This window comes from Nocardia sp. NPDC050175, assembly GCF_044459885.1.
In the GTDB taxonomy this organism is placed as follows: Bacteria; Actinomycetota; Actinomycetes; order Mycobacteriales; family Mycobacteriaceae; genus Nocardia.
In genome coordinates this window covers 277,172-295,105 of sequence record NZ_JBITJI010000001.1, presented here as the reverse complement: position 1 = coordinate 295,105, position 17,934 = coordinate 277,172, and the positions used below count along the sequence as shown (strand labels likewise).

Sequence of the window (17,934 nt, the reverse complement as noted above, 5' to 3'; positions counted from 1 at the left end):
ATTCCTCCGAAAGGTCAGGCGCGGGCCGAGTATTCGGCGATGGTCCAGGCACGGGCTCGGTCGCTGAGCGTGACGCCGAGGCCGGGACGGGCCGACAGGTGCATCCGTCCGTCGGCGATCTCCAGGCGCTCGTTGAAGAGCGGATCGAACCATTCGAAATGCTCGACCCAGGGCTCGCGTGCGTACGACGCGGCGAGGTGGACGTGCACCTCCATCACGAAATGCGGGGCCAGTTGCAGGTTTTCGCTGTCGGCCATTGCCAGCACCTGCAGGAACGGGGTGATGCCGCCGATCCGTGGCGCGTCGGGCTGCACGATGTCGGCCCCGCCCGCCCGGATGAGCTGCGCGTGCTCGGCCGCGCTGGTCAGCATCTCACCCGTCGCGATCGGGGTGTCGAAGGTCGATGCGAGCCGGGCGTGGCCGTCGAAATCGTAGGCGTCCAAGGGTTCTTCGATCCATACCAACCCGAATGGCTCGAACGCCCGGCACATCCGGCGCGCGGTCGCCCGATCCCACTGCTGGTTGGCGTCGACCATCAACGGCACCCGGTCGCCGAGCTTCTCCCGCACCGCCGTCACCCGCGCCAGGTCGACGGCGCTGTCCGGATGGCCCACTTTGAGTTTGATGCCGCCGATCCCGTTCGCGAGCGCTTCCGTCGCCCGGTCGAGCACCTCCTCGATCGGCGCGTGCAGGAAGCCGCCGGAGGTGTTGTAGCAGCGCACCGAATCGCGATGCGCCCCGAGCAGTTTGGCCAACGGCAGCCCGGCGCGCTTGGCCTTCAGGTCCCACAGCGCGATATCGAACGCCGCGATCGCCTGCACCGCGAGCCCGCTGCGACCGACCGACGCGCCCGCCCACATGAGCTTGTCCCACATCTTGGCGATGTCACTGGGATCCTCGCCGAGCAGCACGGGGGAGAGCTCACGGGCGTGCGCGAATTGCGCTGGGCCGCCAGCTCTTTTCGAGTAGCTGATGCCCAGGCCGACCAACCCGGACGCGGTGGTGATCTCGGCGAACAGCACCGCCACCTCGGTCATCGGCTGCTGTCGACCGGTCAGGACTTTGGCGTCGCTGATGCCGGTCGGCAGGGGGAGCGTGACCGACGAGATGGTGACATCGGTGATGGTGTCCAGCGTTGCCGCGCCGGTCATGCCGCGTCCGCTCCGGTGACGGACCGGATCAGCGTGCCGAGTTCGGCGCGTTCCTCCTCGGTGAGGTTGGTCAGCGGCGGCCGCACCGGACCGGCGGGACGGCCGATCGCGGTCAGCCCGGCCTTGATGATGGATACCGCGTAACCGGGACGTCGGTCGCGGATGTCGAGGTAGGGGATCACGAACTCGCGCAGGTGCTTGTAGACAGTGTCCCGGTCCCGCGCCCGCACGGCGCGATAGAACGCCAGCGCGAACTCCGGCATGAAGTTGAAGATCGCGGAAGAGTAAGTGGTGACGCCCATTTCGGTGTACGGGAGGGCGAAGGTCTCGGCGGTCGGCAGCCCGCCGATGTAGGTGAGCCGGTCGCCGAGCCGCGCGTAGATCCGGGTCATCGTCTCGATATTGCCGACACCGTCCTTGAAGCCGACCAGGTTCGGGCAGCGTTCGGCCATTCGTGCCAAGGTCACGTCGTTGCAGGTGGCGTTGGCGCGGCTGTAGAAGATGACGCCGAGTGAGGTGGCCGCGCAGATCGTGGCGACATGCTCGATCAGACCCTCCGGGCCTGCTTCGGTCAGATACGGCGGCAACAACAGAATGCCCTCGGCCCCAGCGACTTCCGCCGCTCGGGCCTGCTCGACGGCCGCCGCAGTGCCTGCGGTGGCAGGCGCGATGACAGGTACTCGGCCGCCGGTCTCGGAGACCGCCGCACGCACCACCTGATCTATCTCGGACGGCGTCAGCGAGAAACCCTCGCCCGTGCCGCCCGCGGCGAACAGGCCGGCGACGTCGTACTGTGCGAGCCAGGCGATGTGCTTGCGATACGCGGCCTCGTCGAACGCGAGGTCGGCATCGAAATGCGTGACCGGGAACGACAACAGCCCTTGGCCCAGCGCGGGCCCTAGTTCTTCAGCGGATAGATGAGACATTCTGTTCCTTTCAAGGAGCGGGTGGCAGCGAGTCGAGCAACCGCACGACCCGAGGCAACGCCGGGTTCGCGCAGGTGCGCCGCCACACCGCGTACAGGACAACCGGATCGTCGACGCCGTCGAGCGGCCGGAACCGCACGCCGTCGGGGTGCAGATGACTGGCCGTCTCCGGCACCAGCGCCAGGCCACGGCCCGCGGCGACCAGCGCCAGCATGGTGTGCACCTGGGTCAGCTCGTGCGTCGACGTATAGGGCACGGCCGCAAGGATTCCCGCGACCAGATCGGCGAAATACCGGGCCGGGCCGGGCGCGTACACCAGCAGCGTCTCGCCGCCGAGCGCCTCGACCGCGATCGGGCCGTCGGCGGCGAGCCGATGCCCGTCGGGCAGTGCGAGCATGAGCCGTTCGGAATGCACCAGCTCGCAGTCGAACTCGGTGCGGTCGAAGGGCGGCCGGGCCAGCGCCAGGTCCAGCTTGCCGCTGCGCAGGTTCTCGAACTGATCCGAGCTCACCATCTCGCGCAGCACCACCTCCACACCGGGCAGGCCCTGCTCGATGTGGTTGAGGAACCGGCCGAGGAAGCCGAACCCGGACGCCGCGGTGAAGCCGATCCGCACCGTGCCCGCGCCGCCCGCCGCGACCAGCCGCGCGGTGCCCGGCGCGCCCTCGGCGAGCGCGAGCAGCCTGCGTGCCTCGATCAGGAACACCTCGCCCGCCGGGGTCAGCTGTGCCTGCCGCTGACTGCGGTCGAACAGCTCGACCCCGATATCGCGCTCGAGTTTCTGGATCTGCCTGCTCAGCGGCGGCTGGGTCATCCGGAGCCGCTCAGCCGCCCGGCGGAAGCTGCCCTCGTCGGCGACCATGACGAACCCGCGCACCTGTTCCAGTGAGACCATGGCTGCCAGCCTGCCTGCCTCGGGGCGATGATGCGGGTAATCGCGCAGCCACGGGCGGGCGTCGTCGACGTGGCGGGTCATGCGGCGGGCAGGTCGATGATCTCGACCCAGGTGGGGTTGCGGCCGACCGGGACACGCTGCAGTGCCGTGAGCGCGCCGGTGTCGTGGTCGATGGCGTAGCTCGTGATGGCGTTGGACTTCTGGCCTGCCGCCACCAGGAAGCGGCCGGGTGGATCGATGGCGAAACCGCGCGGCTGGGTCTCGGTGAGGGTATGCCCGAGGAGTTCGAGCGCGCCGGGTGTGCCGTCGACGCGGAATCCGATGAGGGTGTCCGACGTTCGTTCGGACACATAGACATAGCGGCCGTCGGGCGTGACGTGCACGTCCGAGGTCCATGGACTGCCGGAAAAGCCTGCTGGCAGTAGGGATATCGAGGACATCGGCGTGAGCGTGCCGGTCGGCGGATCGAACAGGTAGCTGCTGAGCGTTCCGTCGAGCTCGTTCGTCGCGAAGGCGACGCGGCCGCTCGGGTGGAAGACGATATGTCGCGGTCCCGCACCGAGTTCGGTTCCGACGGCCGCGGGGTGGTTGGGCATCAGCCTGCCGGAGGTGGCGTCGAACCGGTATTGCAGGATGTGGTCCCCGCCGAGAACCGCAACGAACACATGGCGGTTCGACGGATCGGCGACGATCGAATGCGCATGCGGCGCAGTGCTGATGACCTCGGTCGGTGGCACCTCCACCGTGCCATGCCACGAGATCGGATTGACCGCGATCTTGTCGCCGCCGTAGGAGGCGCTGAACAGGAACCGCCCGGCCCGGTCGGTGGCGAGGTAGGCCATGTTGTCCGGTAGTGGTGTGGTGGACAACAGCGTCGGCCAACCCGTAACCGGGTCGATGGCAAAAGCCTTGACCGAGAACGGTTCCGAGCGCAGTCCGGCGTAGAGAAACCGGCGGTCCGGGCTGACCGCCAACGGCATCACCGTCCCGTCCACCGGGACCGGCCCCACCGGCGTGAGCACGCCGGTGGCATCGAGCCGCAGCACCGAGATCTCGCGACTGTCGGCATTGGATACATAGACAACGCTGGACATCTCGGCTGTGTGCACCCGGATCACGCCTGCTCCGTGGCGCGCCCACCGACCCTGGCCCGCAGATCGAGCTCGATCTGCTCCAGGCTGCGCCCGTTGGTCTCCGGCACGAACCGCTGCACCAGCACGAACAACACCACGCTGACACCGGCGAAGCACCAGGCTGACTTGGCAAGGCCGAGATGGTCGTTCATCACGGGGAACAGGAAGGTGATGGCGAACGTCGAACTCCACAGCACCACGCTGCCGACCCCCATGCCGACGCCGCGCACGCGCAGCGGGAAGACCTCCGCCATCATCACCCAGACCACCGCACCCCAGCCGAGTTCGTAACCGGCCAGATAGACGTTGAGCAAGATCAGCGTGGTCAGGCCGGTGACCGTGTGATTGTCCACGGTGAGCACGATGACGCCGAGCAGGAACAGCGACAACGCCATGCAGACATTGCCGAGCAGCAACAACGGTTTACGACCCCATCGGTCGACCACGAAGATCACCCACGCGGTGAACGCCACCTTCACCACACCGAGCACGATGGCCGCGAGTAGCGAGGTCGAGTTGCCGAAGCCGAGATCGGTGAACATCGTTGGCGCGTAGAGGTTTACCGCGTTCACGCCGGAGAACTGCTGGCCGACAGCCAGAATGAGCGCGACGACCAATGCGGGCCTGGCCCACGGTGCCCATAGGTCGCGCAGGCGGCCCTTCTGCTGCACGTCCAACTGGTTGACCGCGCGGATGCTGTTGAGTTCGGCGTCGATCTCGTTGGACCGATGGGTGCCCGCCAGCACGGCCCGCGCCTCGTCCTCGCGACCCGCCTTCACCAGCCAGCGCGGGGTCTCCGGCAGCACCGTCAGGCCGAAGAACAGCACCACGGCGGGAATCGCGGCGAGACCGAACATCAAGCGCCAGTTCCCCGATCCGGACAACGCCCAGTCGACGATATACGCGATGAGAATGCCGGAGACGATCATCAATTGGTTCAAGGTCGACAACGCGCCACGTGCCCTGGTCGGCGCCAGCTCCGACAGATAGGTGGGCACCGTCGCGGAGGAACAACCGACCGCGATGCCGGTGATGAACCGGGCGATCACCAGCGCGGTCACATTCGGTGCCGCCGCGCAGCCGAGCGCGCCGATACCGAACACCACTGCGGCGATCATGATGGTGCGCCGTCTGCCGAGCCGATCGGTGATCCGGCCCGCGATGGCCGCGCCGATGATCGCGCCCGCGGCCAGGCAACCGCCGATCACGCCCTTGGTCACCGAGGTCAGCTCCCAGGCGTCCTTGATGAACAACAGCACTCCGGAGATGACACCGAGGTCGTAGCCGAACAGGATGCCGCCGAGCGCGCCGAAGAAATAGAGGAAATGAACATTGGTGCCGAGGGCGGATTTCCGGGCCTGCACCGTGGATTTATCTGGCATTGTGCTGCGCTTCTTTCGCGGTCGAGCAAGTGCCCTCAGCGTCACACGCTGAGCGGGCGGTATTGCGGGAAAACGTGATGCGAACTCGGTATCGCGCTATGCGTTTCGAGTACCGGTGCCACAGAAGAGGGCTCCGCTGTCAGAGCGGATTCGGTGTGCCCAGCGGAGTATCGAGAAATGCGCCGCCGATGAATGTCGGCCCGGTTCCGGCGGGAATCTCCGCCGCGAATTTCTCGGCATCGTCCAGACTGCGGTAGCCGAGCGCCTCGGCCTCACGCAGCGACACGACCGCGCGGGTATTCTTCGATACGCCCCAAATCACCCGGAAGCCAGGACTTTCCGTGCTCAGGCACGCCTCGAACAATCGCGCGCCGTCGTCGGGCGACAGCCACATCGACAGTCCGCGAACATCATTCGGCCGCTCGAAGCACGACCCGATCCGAATGCAGATCACGTCCATGCCGAACCGGGAGTGGTAGAGACTGCCCAGCGATTCGATCGCCGCTTTGCTGAACCCGTAGTAGGTATCGGGCCGCGAGGGTGCTTCTCCCGCAATGCCATCCGGCCCGGCCTCGCCGACAGCCCGGTATCCCACAGCGTGATTGCTCGACGCCAGCACGACCCGCGAGATACCAGCCTGCCGCGCGGCCTCCAGAACCGTATGTGTCCCATCGACATTCACCGCGAGCACCCGCTCCCAGCTGTCCTCGCGACTGATCCCGCCGAGATGGATGATCGCATCGACATCCCGGCAGGCGGCCGCCATGGTGTCGGAGTCGGTGAGCGACCCGGTGACGATCTCGACCCGCTCATCGGTTGTGGGAGCGGGGAGTTCGGTCAGATCCAGCAAGCGCAAGATGCGATCGGGGCGACGTAGTCGCGGCCGCATCAGCGTGCCGATGCCGCCGCCCGCACCGGTGATCAGAATTCGAACCATCAGTCCTCCTGTGTCCAGCGGCGAGTGTGGGGTGGATCACTCTCCGTGTGACGTGTCAGAAGGCTAAGGCGCTGGACTGATGCCTGTCCAACACCCTTTCGATATCGACTGATGCCAGCCGAGTATCACTTTGGCTCCGGAAACAAGGCTGGGTGGATCGGCCATTTGGCCAACCCACCCAACCGGCCCGAGGGACTGGCGTCAGTGCCCCTCGGAATCCCTCAGCCGACCTCGGCGGTATCCGCCGAACCCGTGCGCTCCAACTTGGAATGCGTGCGCGAGTAGGTGAAGTACACGACCAACCCGACCACCAGCCAGACCAGGAACCGCACCCAGGTCTGCCACGGCAGCGACCAGATCAGATACAGCGAGAACCCGATGCCGATCAGCGGAACCACCGGCATGAACGGCAGCTTGAACTCGCGCGGCTCGTCGGGCCTGGTGCGCCGCAACACGATCACCGCCACCGACACGACGATGAAGGCCATCAGGATGCCGATATTGGTGAGCTCGGCGACCACGGTGATGTCGAGCAGACCCGCCATTACCGCGGCACCGATGCCGACGATCCAGGTCACCCTGGTCGGCACCTTGCGCACCGGATGCGTCTTGGCGAACCACTCCGGCAGCAGCCCGTCGCGGCTCATCGCGTACCAGACGCGCGTCACGCCGAGCATGAAAGTGAGCACCACGGTGACGATGCCGACGATCGCGCCGATCGCGATGATGTTCGCGATGCCCGGCATGCCAACGGATTCGAATGCAGTGGAGAAGCCGCTGGTCGGGCTGATCTCGGTGTACTTCTGCATACCGGTCAACACCAGCGTCGCCAGCACGTACAGCACCATCGCGATGGCCAGCGAGTAGAGGATGGCCTTCGGCAGATGCTTCTTGCCGTCGATCGATTCCTCGGCGGCCGTGCTCATCGCGTCGTAGCCGAACACCGCGAAGAACACGGTGGCCGCGCCGGTCCACACCGCGCCCTGGCCGAACGGGAAGTACGGCGTGTAGTTCGCGCTGTCGATGTGGAACACACCGAGCACCACGATCAGCGCCACCAGGGCCACCTTGATGCCCACCGCGATGGTCTCGAACCGGCCGACGCTCTTGATGCCACGCGAGAGCAGCCACGCGGTGCCGAGACAGAACAGCATCGCGAAAACGTCCACCACGTGGCCGTTTCCGGTGCCGTGCGCGCCCATCATCCAGTCCGGCAGCGTGATATCCACCTGACCGAGCAGGAAGCGGAAGTAGCCGGACACGCCGATCGCGACCACCGCCGCCACCGCGATGTACTCCAGCAGCAGATCCCAGCCGATGAACCAGCCCGCGATCTCACCGAGCGAGACGTAACCGTAGGTGTAGGCCGAACCGGCCTTCGGCACCATCCCGGCGAACTCGGCGTAGCAGAGCGCCGCCGCCGCGCTGGCGACACCGGCGATCAGGAACGAGATCAGCACCGAAGGACCGGTGACGGAGTGCGCGACCGCGCCGGCGAGCGTGAAGATGCCCGCGCCGATGATGCCACCGACGCCGATCGCCGTCAGCTGCCACAGGCCGAGCGACCGCGACAGCTGTTCATCGGCAGGGCCATCGTCATCGACCTGCCCCATGGGTTTGCGGCGCAGCATTTGGCCGCGCAACTCCGCGATGGACATGTTGTTCCTTTCGTCCTCCGCGCCACGCGACAATGCGTAACGCAGATCACACTTCGAGCTGTGGTTACTAAATACGACCACAGCGCGACTGTGATCGGCGAGTTGGCCAAATATTGTTCAGCGTGGTTGGCCAACCGGACGGGCGGCCTCGCGCTAAGCGACGTAGCCGCCGTCCGTCACCGCTGGCTACCGGGCTTCAGCGAGCGCAGGAAGAACGCGACATTGGCCGGACGCTCCGCCAACCTGCGCATGAAGTAGCCGTACCACTGGTCGCCGTAGGGCACGTAGACCCGCAGATGGTTGTGCTCCTCGACCAGCCTGCGCTGCTCGGCGTCGCGGATGCCGTACAGCATCTGGAACTCGAACTCGTCCGGCTTGCGGTGGGTCGTCTCGACGCACCGCTGCGCGGCCTCGATGAGCGCCGGATCGTGCGTCGCGACCATCGGGTAGCCGTCGCCGAGCATCAGGACGCGCAGGCAGCGCAGGTACGACGAATCGACCTCGGTGCGACTCTGGAACGCGACGGACGCCGGTTCCTTATAGGCGCCCTTGCACAACCGGATGCGTGACCCGTAGCCCGACATGTCCCGGCAGTCGCCCTCGGTGCGCCGCAGGTACGCCTGCAACACGGTGCCGAGGCTGGGGAAGTCGCGGCGCAGTTCGCGCACGATGCCCAGGGTGGAGTCGGTGGTCGTGTGGTCCTCGGCGTCGATGTTCACCCACACACCCGCCTCCGCGGCCGCCGCGCAGATCCGGTGCGCGTGCTCGAGCGCGATCGCGTGCCCGTCCTGCGGCAGCGACTGGCCGAGCGCCGACAGCTTGAGCGAAACCTCCAGCGGCCGAACCGATTCTGTCTCCACCTCGACATGCAGCTGACTCAGTGCGGACAGCATGTGCAGGTAGTGCGTGACGGTGGTGCGGGCCTGCTCGATCTCGGTGGTGTCCTCGCCGAGGTAGTCGATGGTGACGTACCGGCCGGAGCCGAGCAGGGCCTCGACCGCGGCCACCGCCTGATCCGCGGAGTCACCCGCGACGAACCGGTCGACCAGTTTCTTGGTCGCCGGAATCTTGGTGATGGTGCGTTCCATGCGCGGCGAGCGGGACGCGGCCAGCATGGCGGGGCGCAGCAGCGCGGAGAAGGCCATCAGAGCTCCTGGTGCGGGTAGCGGTGATCGGTCGCCGGGACGAACGTTTCCTTGATGGTGCGAGCGGAGGTCCAGCGCAGCAGGTTCTGTGGCGAGCCTGCCTTGTCGTTGGTGCCGGAGGCGCGCGACCCGCCGAACGGCTGCTGGCCGACGACCGCGCCGGTGGGCTTGTCGTTGATGTAGAAGTTGCCAGCGGCGAAGCGCAGGCCCTCGGTCGCCTTGGCGATCGCGGTGCGGTCGTCGGCGATGATCGCGCCGGTCAGCGCGTACGGCGAGCCCTTGTCGACCAGGTCGAGGGTCTGCTCGAAGGAGCTGCGGGCCGAGTCGTCGTAGACGTGCACGGACAGGATCGGGCCGAAGTACTCGGTGCTGAACGCCTCGTCGGTCGGGTCCTCGCCGAGCAGCACGGTCGGGTCGACGAAGTAGCCGACCGAGTCGTCGGCGTGGCCGCCCGCGGCGATCGACAGGCTCGGCGTGGCCTTCGCACGGGCGATGGCCTCGGCGTTCTTGTCGAAGGCGCGCTTGTCGATCAGCGCGCCGCCGTAGTTGCTGAAGTCGGTGACGTCGCCGTAGGTCAGCGTGGCGACCTTGTCGACGAATTCGCGACCCATCTTGGCCCACACCGACTTCGGGATGAACGCGCGCGACGCGGCCGAGCACTTCTGGCCCTGGTAGTCGAACGCGCCGCGGATCAGCGCGGTGGTGAGCACGTCGGGATCGGCGGAGCTGTGCGCGACGACGAAGTCCTTGCCGCCGGTCTCGCCGACCAGGCGCGGGTAGGAGTTGTAGTCGGTGATGTTCGCCGCGACCGAGCGCCACAGGTGCTGGAACGTCGCGGTGGAACCGGTGAAGTGGATGCCCGCCAGGCGCGGGTCCGCGAGCGCGACGTCGGAGACCTTGGGGCCCGCTCCGTTGACCAGGTTGATGACGCCGGGGGGCAGGCCGGCCGCTTCGAGGAGTTTCATCGTCCAGTACGCGGCGACCGACTGGGTCATCGCGGGCTTCCAGACCACGGTGTTGCCCATCAGCGCGGGCGCGGTGGGCAGGTTGCCCGCGATGGCGGTGAAGTTGAACGGGGTGATCGCGTAGACGAAGCCGTCCAGCGGACGGTATTCGACCTTGTTCCACACGCCAGGGGAGGAGATCGGCTGGTCGGCCAGGATCTGCCGCGCGAAATGCACGTTGAAGCGCCAGAAGTCGACCAGTTCGCACGGGCTGTCGATCTCGGCCTGGTACGCGGTCTTCGACTGGCCGAGCATGGTTGCGGCGGCGATGGTTTCGCGCCACGGGCCGGCCAGCAGGTCGGCGGCGCGCAGGAACACCGCGGCCCGGTCCTCGAACGACAGCGCACGCCACGCGGGTGCCGCGTCGGTGGCCGCGGTGATCGCGTCCTGCACGTCACTGGGCTTCGCGGTGGTGAGGGTGCCGAGCACGGCGGCATGCTTGTGCGGCTGCACGACCTTGATCGTCTTGCCCGAACTGCGCCGGTGCTCGCCCGCTATAACGTGGTGCACCTCGGTCGGGGTCGCGCCGAGCTCGGCCAGTTTCGCCTGCAACCGTGTACGTTCCGCACTACCGGGGGCGAACGTGCCAACCGGCTCGTTGACCGGCCGCGGTGTGGACACGATGGCGTCCATAGTTCCTCCTGCTGGATGTGGCAATACTGAGGTCAGCCGAAGTCAACACCGGAAAAGTGCCCGGGAAATGGGCTAAAAGGACAAAGATGGGATGAGTGTGTTGTCGAGTTGGCCGAAAGGCGTAGTCGTGGCTGTTGATAGTGGGCTTGTTGCCGCGGACATCGACCTGTTCGGTTTGGCGCAGATCGTTGCGCAGAACGCGGGTGGCATGGTGTCGATCGAGGACCCGCAGTCGCATGTGCTGGCCTATTCCGCCTCGGACGAGGCGGCGGACCAGATGCGGGTGATGTCGATCCTGGGTCGGGAGGGGCCGCGCGAGTACCTGGCGGTGCTGCGCAAGTGGGGCGTGTTCGACCGGTTGCGGCGCACCGATGAGGTGATCGATGTGCCTGCGGCCGAAGAGCTGAACATCAAACGCAGGCTCGCGGTGAGCGTCCGGCATCCCGCCGACGGTGCCGCGCGGGCGCCGCGGGTGCTCGGCACGATCTGGTTGCAGCAGGGGGATCAGCCGTTCAAACCGGATGCCGCCGAGATCCTGCGCGGGGCCTCGGCCATTGCGGCTCGGCTCATTTCACGCAGTCTCGATGCGCCGTCCACCGAGGCGTTGCTGGTGCAGCGGCTGTTCGGTGAGGGCGGTTCGGTCGATGTGGCGTCGGTAGCCAATGCGCTGAACCTGCCGTTGACCGGTCCGGCCGCCGTGGTCGGGTTCGCGCTCACCGCCACCGAAACCGCGCCTGCCACCGAACCTTCGGCGCTGGGCAACATGCTTCGCTTGCGTGCCAGCTCATTTCGCAACGACTCGGTGACGGCCACGCTCGGTGACCGTGTTTATGTCCTGCTGCCCAGTTATAAGGCCGCGCATGCCGTTACCGCGTGGACGCGCCAACTGGTCGAGCAGCTCGAATCCAAACGCGCGCTGGCACTTCGCGCGGCCATCGCCTGTCCGGTGCCCGACCTGGGCAGTGTCGCCGATGCGCGGCGCGAGGTTGATCGCGTCCTCGACAGCACCGTCGCCACCTATCCGCGTGGGCGGGTCACCACCCTCGCCGACTCTCGCACCGTCGTGCTGCTCGGCGAGATCCTCGACCTCGTCGGTACCCGGCCCGAGTTGCACGACCCTCGGCTGCGCGCACTCTCCGACTACGACCGCAAGCATTCGGCGAATCTGCGCGAGAGCGTCGACATCTATCTGCGCGAGCACGGCGACGTCCGCAATGCCGCCACCGCCCTGCAGATCCACCCGAATACGTTGCGCTACCGCATCCGTCGGGTCGAAGAGATCCTCCGCATAGACCTCACCGACCCCGCCGATCGCCTGCTATTGGAAATCCAACTCGCATTGCACCGGCGCGCGCACGGCCGCGAGGGCGGTCCGCGCTAGCACTTCCCCGTGGCCGCGTCCCGAATTCCGGCGATCGTCGATTGCCGGTCTACCTCGCTCAGCGCGGGCCATTGCGCTGACTGCGGCAGCATCGTAATCGTCTCCTCCGCAGTCTTATTCGCCGACTCCTGACTGACTTCCTTCAGCTTGCTGAGCACCGGCAGATAGTTCTGGCACGACTTCCCGCGCACCTCCGCATTCAACGGAGGACTACTCGGTTTCGCATCCGAACCCCCCGACGAACTACAACCGGAAAGCACCAATGCAACCCCAATAGCCAGCAACCCAACGATTTTCATGCCCGATCTCCTCATCAGAATGGCAAGACCCTACCCGGCCCCACCAGCCCCGTCCACGCAACTGATCCGGGCTGTTGGTCAGGACTGATGCGGCTGGGTGAGGAGGGCTTGGACGGCTTGGCGGATGGCGGTGGAGGCCGCCTCGGGGGAGAGACCTCGGCGGTCGATCAGGTGGTGGCAGAGGGGCCAGGCGAGGGTGGCTTCGAGGAGGTCTAGGCGGGGGTCGTGGGGCGGGAGTTCGGGGGCGAAGGTTTGGGCTAGGGCCTCGCGGATGCGGTTGTCTGTCAGTCGCATTCGTTGGTCGATGGCTGGGATGCGTTGGGATTCCAGTAGGCCGAGGACGCGGGGATTGCGTTGGAGCGCGAAGATCGCCGCACCCTGACGGACCGCCGCGTCGATGCGGTCGGCGAGGGGGAGGGCCGGGTCTGGATGTTCGATGAGGGCTTCGACGTCTGCGGATTGTTGGTCTACGGCGGCGATGCGGAGGTCATCGCGGCCGGGGAAGTGGACGAAAATGCTGCGTTCGGAGACGCCGGCGCGGGTGGCGATGCTCTTGGTTGTGGGGTCTGTTTCGCCGTCGATGACGAGGGACAGGAGGGCGTCGACGATGGCGCGACGGGTTTGTTCGGGGTTGCGTCGCCGCCGGGGTCGGGTCGCCTCACTCATGCCTGCGCCTCGCTAGCGCTCGGCTCCGGCACGAGCGAGTGCTCAGCTGTGCCTATTGTTCGCTCGCTGCGCTCACTCATGGGGGTCATCCCATCACATGCTCCCACTATTGCAGTATGACTGCAATAGTGGGTAGGGTCGGTCGCGCCTGTTGGCGGTCGGTCTGTCGTGGGCGCGAGATGAGATGGGAGCGGCAACGTGGATGGTGAGCAGGAGAAAGGCTCGGTAGCGCGGGTTTCTCGGCGTGGTGTGTTCGGTGTCGGGGCTGCCGCGTTGGCGGTGGCGGGGACCGGGGTCGGGTTGAGTGGGTGCGGGGATTCGGTGGAGTTGAATCCGTCGGCGACGCCGGTCGAGCCGAGTGGGCATATTGCCGAGGCGAACAAGGGGGTCGCGGGGGCGATGCCGTTTTTCGATGTCACCGATTTCGCGGATGCTGACCGTGGGTGGATCGCGTCGCTCGAACCGGGGGTCGTCCAGGATGCCACGGGGAAGGTGGTGTGGGACAACGACTCCTATGGTTTCTTGCGGGAACCCTGTCCGCTGTCGGTGAATCCGAGTTTGTGGCGGCAGTCGCAGCTGACCGCCAAGCAGGGGCTGTATGAGATCGCGCCGGGCTTTTATCAGGTCCGTGGGCTGGATCTGTCGAATATGACACTGGTCGAAGGCAATACGGGTGTCGTCGTCATCGATCCGCTGGTGTCGACGGAGACGGCGGCCGCGGGGTTGGCGCTGTATCGGAAGCATCGTGGCGATCGGCCGGTGACCGGGCTGATCTACAGCCATGCTCATGTCGACCACTTCGGTGGCACGCTCGGGGTCACGACGAAGGAGGACGTGGCGGCGGGGCGCTGCCCTGTGCTGGCACCGTCGGGGTTCCTGGAACATGCTGTGTCGGAAAACATTTACGCGGGGACGGCGATGGCGCGGCGTGCGGCGTACATGTACGGGGCCGCGCTGCCTCGCGGGCCGAAGGGGCAGATCGGGGCGGGATTGGGGCAGACCACCTCGGTCGGCACCATCACGTTGCTCGAGCCGACGCGCGATATCACCCGCACGGGGCAGGAAGAGATGATCGATGGCGTGCGGATGGTGTTCCAGTTGACGCCGGGCACCGAGGCGCCGTCGGAGATGAACTTCTATTTCCCGGATCGCCGGATCTTGTGCATGGCCGAGAACGCCACGCATACCATGCATAACCTGCTCACCTTGCGCGGTGCGCTGGTGCGCGACCCGCACGTGTGGTCGAGGTATCTGACCGAGTCGATCAACCTGTACGCCCGGAACGCGGATCTGGTGTTCTCCTCGCATCATTGGCCGATCTGGGGCACCGACAAGGTCGTCGAGTTTCTGTCCGTGCAGCGAGATATGTACGCCTACTTGAACGATCAGACGCTGCGCCTGCTGAACCAGGGGTACGTCGGCAGTGAGATCGCCGAGATGCTCCAGTTGCCGCCCGCGATCACGAAATCTTGGTCCACGCATGGCTACTACGGCTCGGTGAGCCACAACGTCAAGGCCATCTATCAGCGCTACATGGGTTGGTTCGACGGCAATCCTGCCCATCTGTGGGAGCATCCGCCGGTCGAGTCCGCCAAGCGGCATGTCGAGGCGATGGGTGGCGCCAACGATGTGCTCAACAAGGCGCAGAAAGCTTATGACGCAGGCGATTACCGCTGGGCCACTCAGCTGGCGAACTACGTGATCTTCGCCGATCCGCAGAACAATACCGCGAAGCGCTTGCAGGCCAGCATCTTCGAGCAGCTCGCCTACGGTTCGGAGAACGCCACGTGGCGCAACTTCTACCTCAGCGGTGCCACCGAACTACGCAACGGTCCCTTCGGCACGCCGACCTCGGGCTCCTCGGCGGGCCTACTCGCCGCGCTTACCGTCGACCAAGCATTCGACGCGATGTCCTTGCGCATCAACGGCCCCCAGGCGTGGGACACCACCATCACCTCCGACTGGCGCTTCCGCGACGACAACGACCGCCTGCACCGCGCCGAACTCCGCAACGGTGTGCTCATCCACTACGACCGCAGCCCGAACGACGGCCTGCCCGCCGCCGACGCGACGATCACGCTGACCAGGGGAGCGTTGGCGCGAACTCTGTTGGCCGGTCAAGATTTTCAAGCGGCTGTGCTGAAGGGTGACATCGCCATCGACGGTGACATCATGGCGCTCGAGAAACTCAAGGACCTGTTCGACAAGCCGGACCCGAACTTCGCCATCGTCACGCCGTGACGGGTCTGCTCCCCAATCGACTGGGGAACGCCGGGCGCCGTCCATCGTGCCATGCTTCAAACGGTGTTCGGAATTCAGGAAGAGCTCGGAAAGTGGTGGCTGGCGGCCCGAACCATGCGCAGATCCGGTCCGATCACCGGATCGTTGGTAGTGGTGGCCGGGCTGCTGATTTCGGGGTCGGCGGCGCAGACCACGGCGCACCCGAACACGACCGGCGACTCGTCGGCGCTCTCGATCAGCCTGCCTGATCCGACGAGCGACCAGTCAACCGACCTTGTTCCGGCGGTGCCGACCACGACCGGCGATGCTGCTCCCGTGGATCCCGGTTCGAGTACGCCCGGTGCGGAGACGACTCCCCTCGATCCGCCGATCGCCCCGTTGGACCCCGTGCCGCCGACGGACGCACAGGACCCCGCGGCGCCTATAACGGAGCCGTTGGACACCACGCCTGTTCCGGACCCGCCGATCACGGCTGATCCGCCGCTGACGTCTGACCCGCCGATCACGTCTGACGTGCCCATCACTACAGACCCGCCGATCACATCCGACCCGCCGATTACCACCACGACGGACGTACCGACGCCCACCTATACGACGGACGTGCCGACCTCCTCGTACACAACGCCGCCGCCGAAGATCGAGGTATCGATCGAGGTGACGATCGATATCGGCGGCCGCACGCCGGTCCCATGCGTGACCTTCTGTCCGTCGCCGTCGCCGTCGCCGTCGCCGTCGCCCTGGCCATCGCCGATTTCAGACCCCTGCGTAACCACGCCGACACCGACTACCAGCCCGCGCCCGACCGTATCGGTTTCGCCGACGACCACACCCCGAACCCCCACCCCGACAACAGTTTCCACCTCGAAGCAGCCAACCGTAACCACCCGCCCAACCACCTCGACATCGCCGCCCCGCCCCTCCGTATCCTGCCGCCCGACAACGGTCCAGCCCTACAGTCAGCGAACAACAACACCGCCGACAACCGCCACAACCCCGACTCGAACCACCCCAACCCCAACCCGCCCAACGCAAACCACCTCGCCGTCCGCGCGCCCTACCTCACAGCGCTGAACAGCCGTCCACAAAGAGAGCCAGCCGCCCACAAAAGAGAGCGCCGAAACCGACCACCGCCGCGGATTCCCAGCGCGCGGGCAGTGCGCGCTGGGGGCGAGGAACGGGGTACAGACTGTGTCTGCGGTCCAGGTGTTGACCAGCCGGTCTCGGCTGAGACCAACTCTCGCCCCACCCACCAACGGTCCACTAACGACGCACCAACGGCCGACTCTCAGCCCGCCGAATCCAATGGCACCAGCGTGAACGTCAGCTCGTAATCACCGATCCGGATCACCGCCCCGTCGATCAGCACAGCGGCATCGACAATCCGCATCCCGTCGACGAAAACCCCGTTCGAGGACAGCAGATCCTTGATCAGATAGGTGATCCCGTTGTGCATGATCGCCGCGTGATGCCGACTGACCTTGCCGTGCTCGAGCACGATGTCATTGTCCGGTAGCCGCCCGACGCGGGTGACGGTGCCCGAGACGGTGTAGGTCTGGCCGGAGCGTTCCCGCAGCAACGCCGTTTGCTCGCCGGCACTCTGCTCGACGATGGTCGTCGCGCCGATCGAGGCCGCGGCGGCCTGCGCGCGGCTGTCCAGGGGATCTTGGCGCAGGATGCGCGCCTCCAGCTCGCGGATGGGCAGGCTTGGGTCGATGCCGAGTTGGTCGGCGAGGATAGCGCGCAGCCTGCGGGTCGCGTCGAGCGCGTCGGACTGGCGGCCGTCCACGTACAGGGCGGTGATCAACTGTGCCCAGAGTGGTTCGCGCAGCGGGTATTCGCCCACGAGCAGCCCGAGTTCGGACACGACGACATCGGCGCGTCCCTGCGCGATATCGGCCTCGGCGCGCGCCTCGATGGCGGTGAGCCGGTCATCGTCGAGCACGGTGGCGTACCCGTCGGCGAAACCGAGCCCGCGCAGATCGGCGAGCACCGGCCCGCGCCACTGGCCAAGCGCACTCGACAGCAACTCGCTGGCCATCCGGAATTGCCCCGCGCTCAGGGCCCGCAACCCGGCTTCCTTACGCTCTCGAAATCGCTGCACATCGCTGGCGCCCTCGGCCACCGTGACCCGATAGCCGGGACCGACCTGCGCCAATACCGAACGCGCATCGATACCGTTGTCACGCAACGGCTTCCGCAGATTAGAGACGATCGTATGCAGGCTGACCCGGATATCCGGCGGGGGACTGTCCTCCCACACCGCCTGCGCCAACGCCTCCACCGACACCGGCCGATTCGCGTTGATCACCAAATACGCCAATACCGCCCGCTGCTTGGGCCCACCGAGAGCCTGCCCGACACCGTCGATCACCAACTCCACCGCACCGAGCACGCCGAATTGCGCGCGACCCTCGGTCATAGCCCCTCCTCCCGACACGACACCACCCACACGGTACCGAGCGAACGCGGTGATCGGTGCGACC

At 66.5% G+C, this 17,934-nt stretch carries 16 protein-coding genes; 2 read left to right on the top strand and 14 right to left on the bottom strand.

Annotation, left to right across the window (positions count from 1 at the left end):
• Positions 1-14: 14 nt before the first annotated feature.
• The 9 genes from ACIBK2_RS01285 to pruA all read right to left on the bottom strand — a co-directional run bounded on the left by ACIBK2_RS01285 (position 15) and on the right by pruA (position 10,864).
• Positions 15-1,151 carry a mandelate racemase/muconate lactonizing enzyme family protein gene (locus tag ACIBK2_RS01285; RefSeq protein WP_396962341.1) on the bottom strand — a complete coding sequence of 379 codons (1,137 nt, stop codon included), beginning with the start codon at positions 1,149-1,151 and terminating at the stop codon, positions 15-17.
• Complete coding sequence (kdgD, locus tag ACIBK2_RS01280; RefSeq protein ID WP_396962339.1) at positions 1,148-2,077, bottom strand: 5-dehydro-4-deoxyglucarate dehydratase; 930 nt, start codon at positions 2,075-2,077, stop codon at positions 1,148-1,150. The genes ACIBK2_RS01285 and kdgD overlap by 4 nt, the downstream gene beginning before the upstream one ends.
• 10 nt (positions 2,078-2,087) lie before the next feature.
• On the bottom strand, positions 2,088-3,053 hold the full coding sequence (locus tag ACIBK2_RS01275; protein WP_396962337.1) for a LysR substrate-binding domain-containing protein: 966 nt from the start codon (positions 3,051-3,053) through the stop codon (positions 2,088-2,090).
• The gene (locus ACIBK2_RS01270; RefSeq protein ID WP_396962335.1) at positions 3,050-4,066 is read right to left on the bottom strand and encodes a lactonase family protein; all 1,017 of its coding nucleotides are present in this window, start codon (positions 4,064-4,066) and stop codon (positions 3,050-3,052) included. The genes ACIBK2_RS01275 and ACIBK2_RS01270 overlap by 4 nt, the downstream gene beginning before the upstream one ends.
• A gap of 20 nt (positions 4,067-4,086) precedes the next feature.
• On the bottom strand, positions 4,087-5,487 hold the full coding sequence (locus tag ACIBK2_RS01265) for a sugar porter family MFS transporter (protein WP_396962333.1): 1,401 nt from the start codon (positions 5,485-5,487) through the stop codon (positions 4,087-4,089).
• A gap of 139 nt (positions 5,488-5,626) precedes the next feature.
• Entirely contained in the window at positions 5,627-6,424 is a 798-nt protein-coding gene (locus tag ACIBK2_RS01260) for an NAD-dependent epimerase/dehydratase family protein (protein ID WP_396962331.1), read from the bottom strand.
• Positions 6,425-6,645: 221 nt separating this feature from the next.
• Complete coding sequence (locus ACIBK2_RS01255; protein WP_396962329.1) at positions 6,646-8,082, bottom strand: amino acid permease; 1,437 nt, start codon at positions 8,080-8,082, stop codon at positions 6,646-6,648.
• Between the two features lie 176 nt (positions 8,083-8,258).
• Entirely contained in the window at positions 8,259-9,227 is a 969-nt protein-coding gene (locus tag ACIBK2_RS01250) for a proline dehydrogenase family protein (protein ID WP_396962327.1), read from the bottom strand.
• Complete coding sequence (gene pruA, locus ACIBK2_RS01245) at positions 9,227-10,864, bottom strand: L-glutamate gamma-semialdehyde dehydrogenase (protein ID WP_396962325.1); 1,638 nt, start codon at positions 10,862-10,864, stop codon at positions 9,227-9,229. The genes ACIBK2_RS01250 and pruA overlap by 1 nt, the downstream gene beginning before the upstream one ends.
• Positions 10,865-10,991: 127 nt before the next feature.
• Here pruA and ACIBK2_RS01240 point away from each other — a divergent pair, with 127 nt between their 5' ends.
• Positions 10,992-12,245: a PucR family transcriptional regulator gene (locus tag ACIBK2_RS01240; RefSeq protein WP_396962323.1), complete on the top strand. Its 1,254-nt coding sequence runs from the start codon at positions 10,992-10,994 to the stop codon at positions 12,243-12,245.
• On the opposite strand, the gene ACIBK2_RS01235 is transcribed toward ACIBK2_RS01240, so the two are convergent.
• Positions 12,242-12,544 carry a hypothetical protein gene (locus tag ACIBK2_RS01235; protein ID WP_396962321.1) on the bottom strand — a complete coding sequence of 101 codons (303 nt, stop codon included), beginning with the start codon at positions 12,542-12,544 and terminating at the stop codon, positions 12,242-12,244. The genes ACIBK2_RS01240 and ACIBK2_RS01235 overlap by 4 nt on opposite strands.
• 78 nt (positions 12,545-12,622) lie before the next feature.
• The gene (locus tag ACIBK2_RS01230; RefSeq protein ID WP_396962319.1) at positions 12,623-13,210 is read right to left on the bottom strand and encodes a TetR/AcrR family transcriptional regulator; all 588 of its coding nucleotides are present in this window, start codon (positions 13,208-13,210) and stop codon (positions 12,623-12,625) included.
• Between the two features lie 399 nt (positions 13,211-13,609).
• On the opposite strand from ACIBK2_RS01230, the gene ACIBK2_RS01225 reads away from it, so the two are divergent.
• Positions 13,610-15,451: an alkyl/aryl-sulfatase gene (locus tag ACIBK2_RS01225; RefSeq protein WP_396963999.1), complete on the top strand. Its 1,842-nt coding sequence runs from the start codon at positions 13,610-13,612 to the stop codon at positions 15,449-15,451.
• A gap of 74 nt (positions 15,452-15,525) precedes the next feature.
• Here ACIBK2_RS01225 and ACIBK2_RS01220 read toward each other — a convergent pair whose 3' ends face one another.
• From ACIBK2_RS01220 to ACIBK2_RS01210, 3 genes are all read right to left on the bottom strand, one after another.
• Positions 15,526-15,972 (bottom strand): hypothetical protein, encoded by a 447-nt coding sequence (locus ACIBK2_RS01220; RefSeq protein ID WP_396962317.1) that lies wholly within the window; start codon positions 15,970-15,972, stop codon positions 15,526-15,528.
• Positions 15,973-16,038: 66 nt separating this feature from the next.
• Entirely contained in the window at positions 16,039-16,278 is a 240-nt protein-coding gene (locus ACIBK2_RS01215; protein ID WP_396962315.1) for a hypothetical protein, read from the bottom strand.
• 458 nt (positions 16,279-16,736) lie between these two features.
• A complete protein-coding gene (locus tag ACIBK2_RS01210; protein WP_396962313.1) occupies positions 16,737-17,870 on the bottom strand; it encodes a BTAD domain-containing putative transcriptional regulator in 1,134 nt (377 codons plus the stop codon).
• Positions 17,871-17,934: the final 64 nt, after the last annotated feature.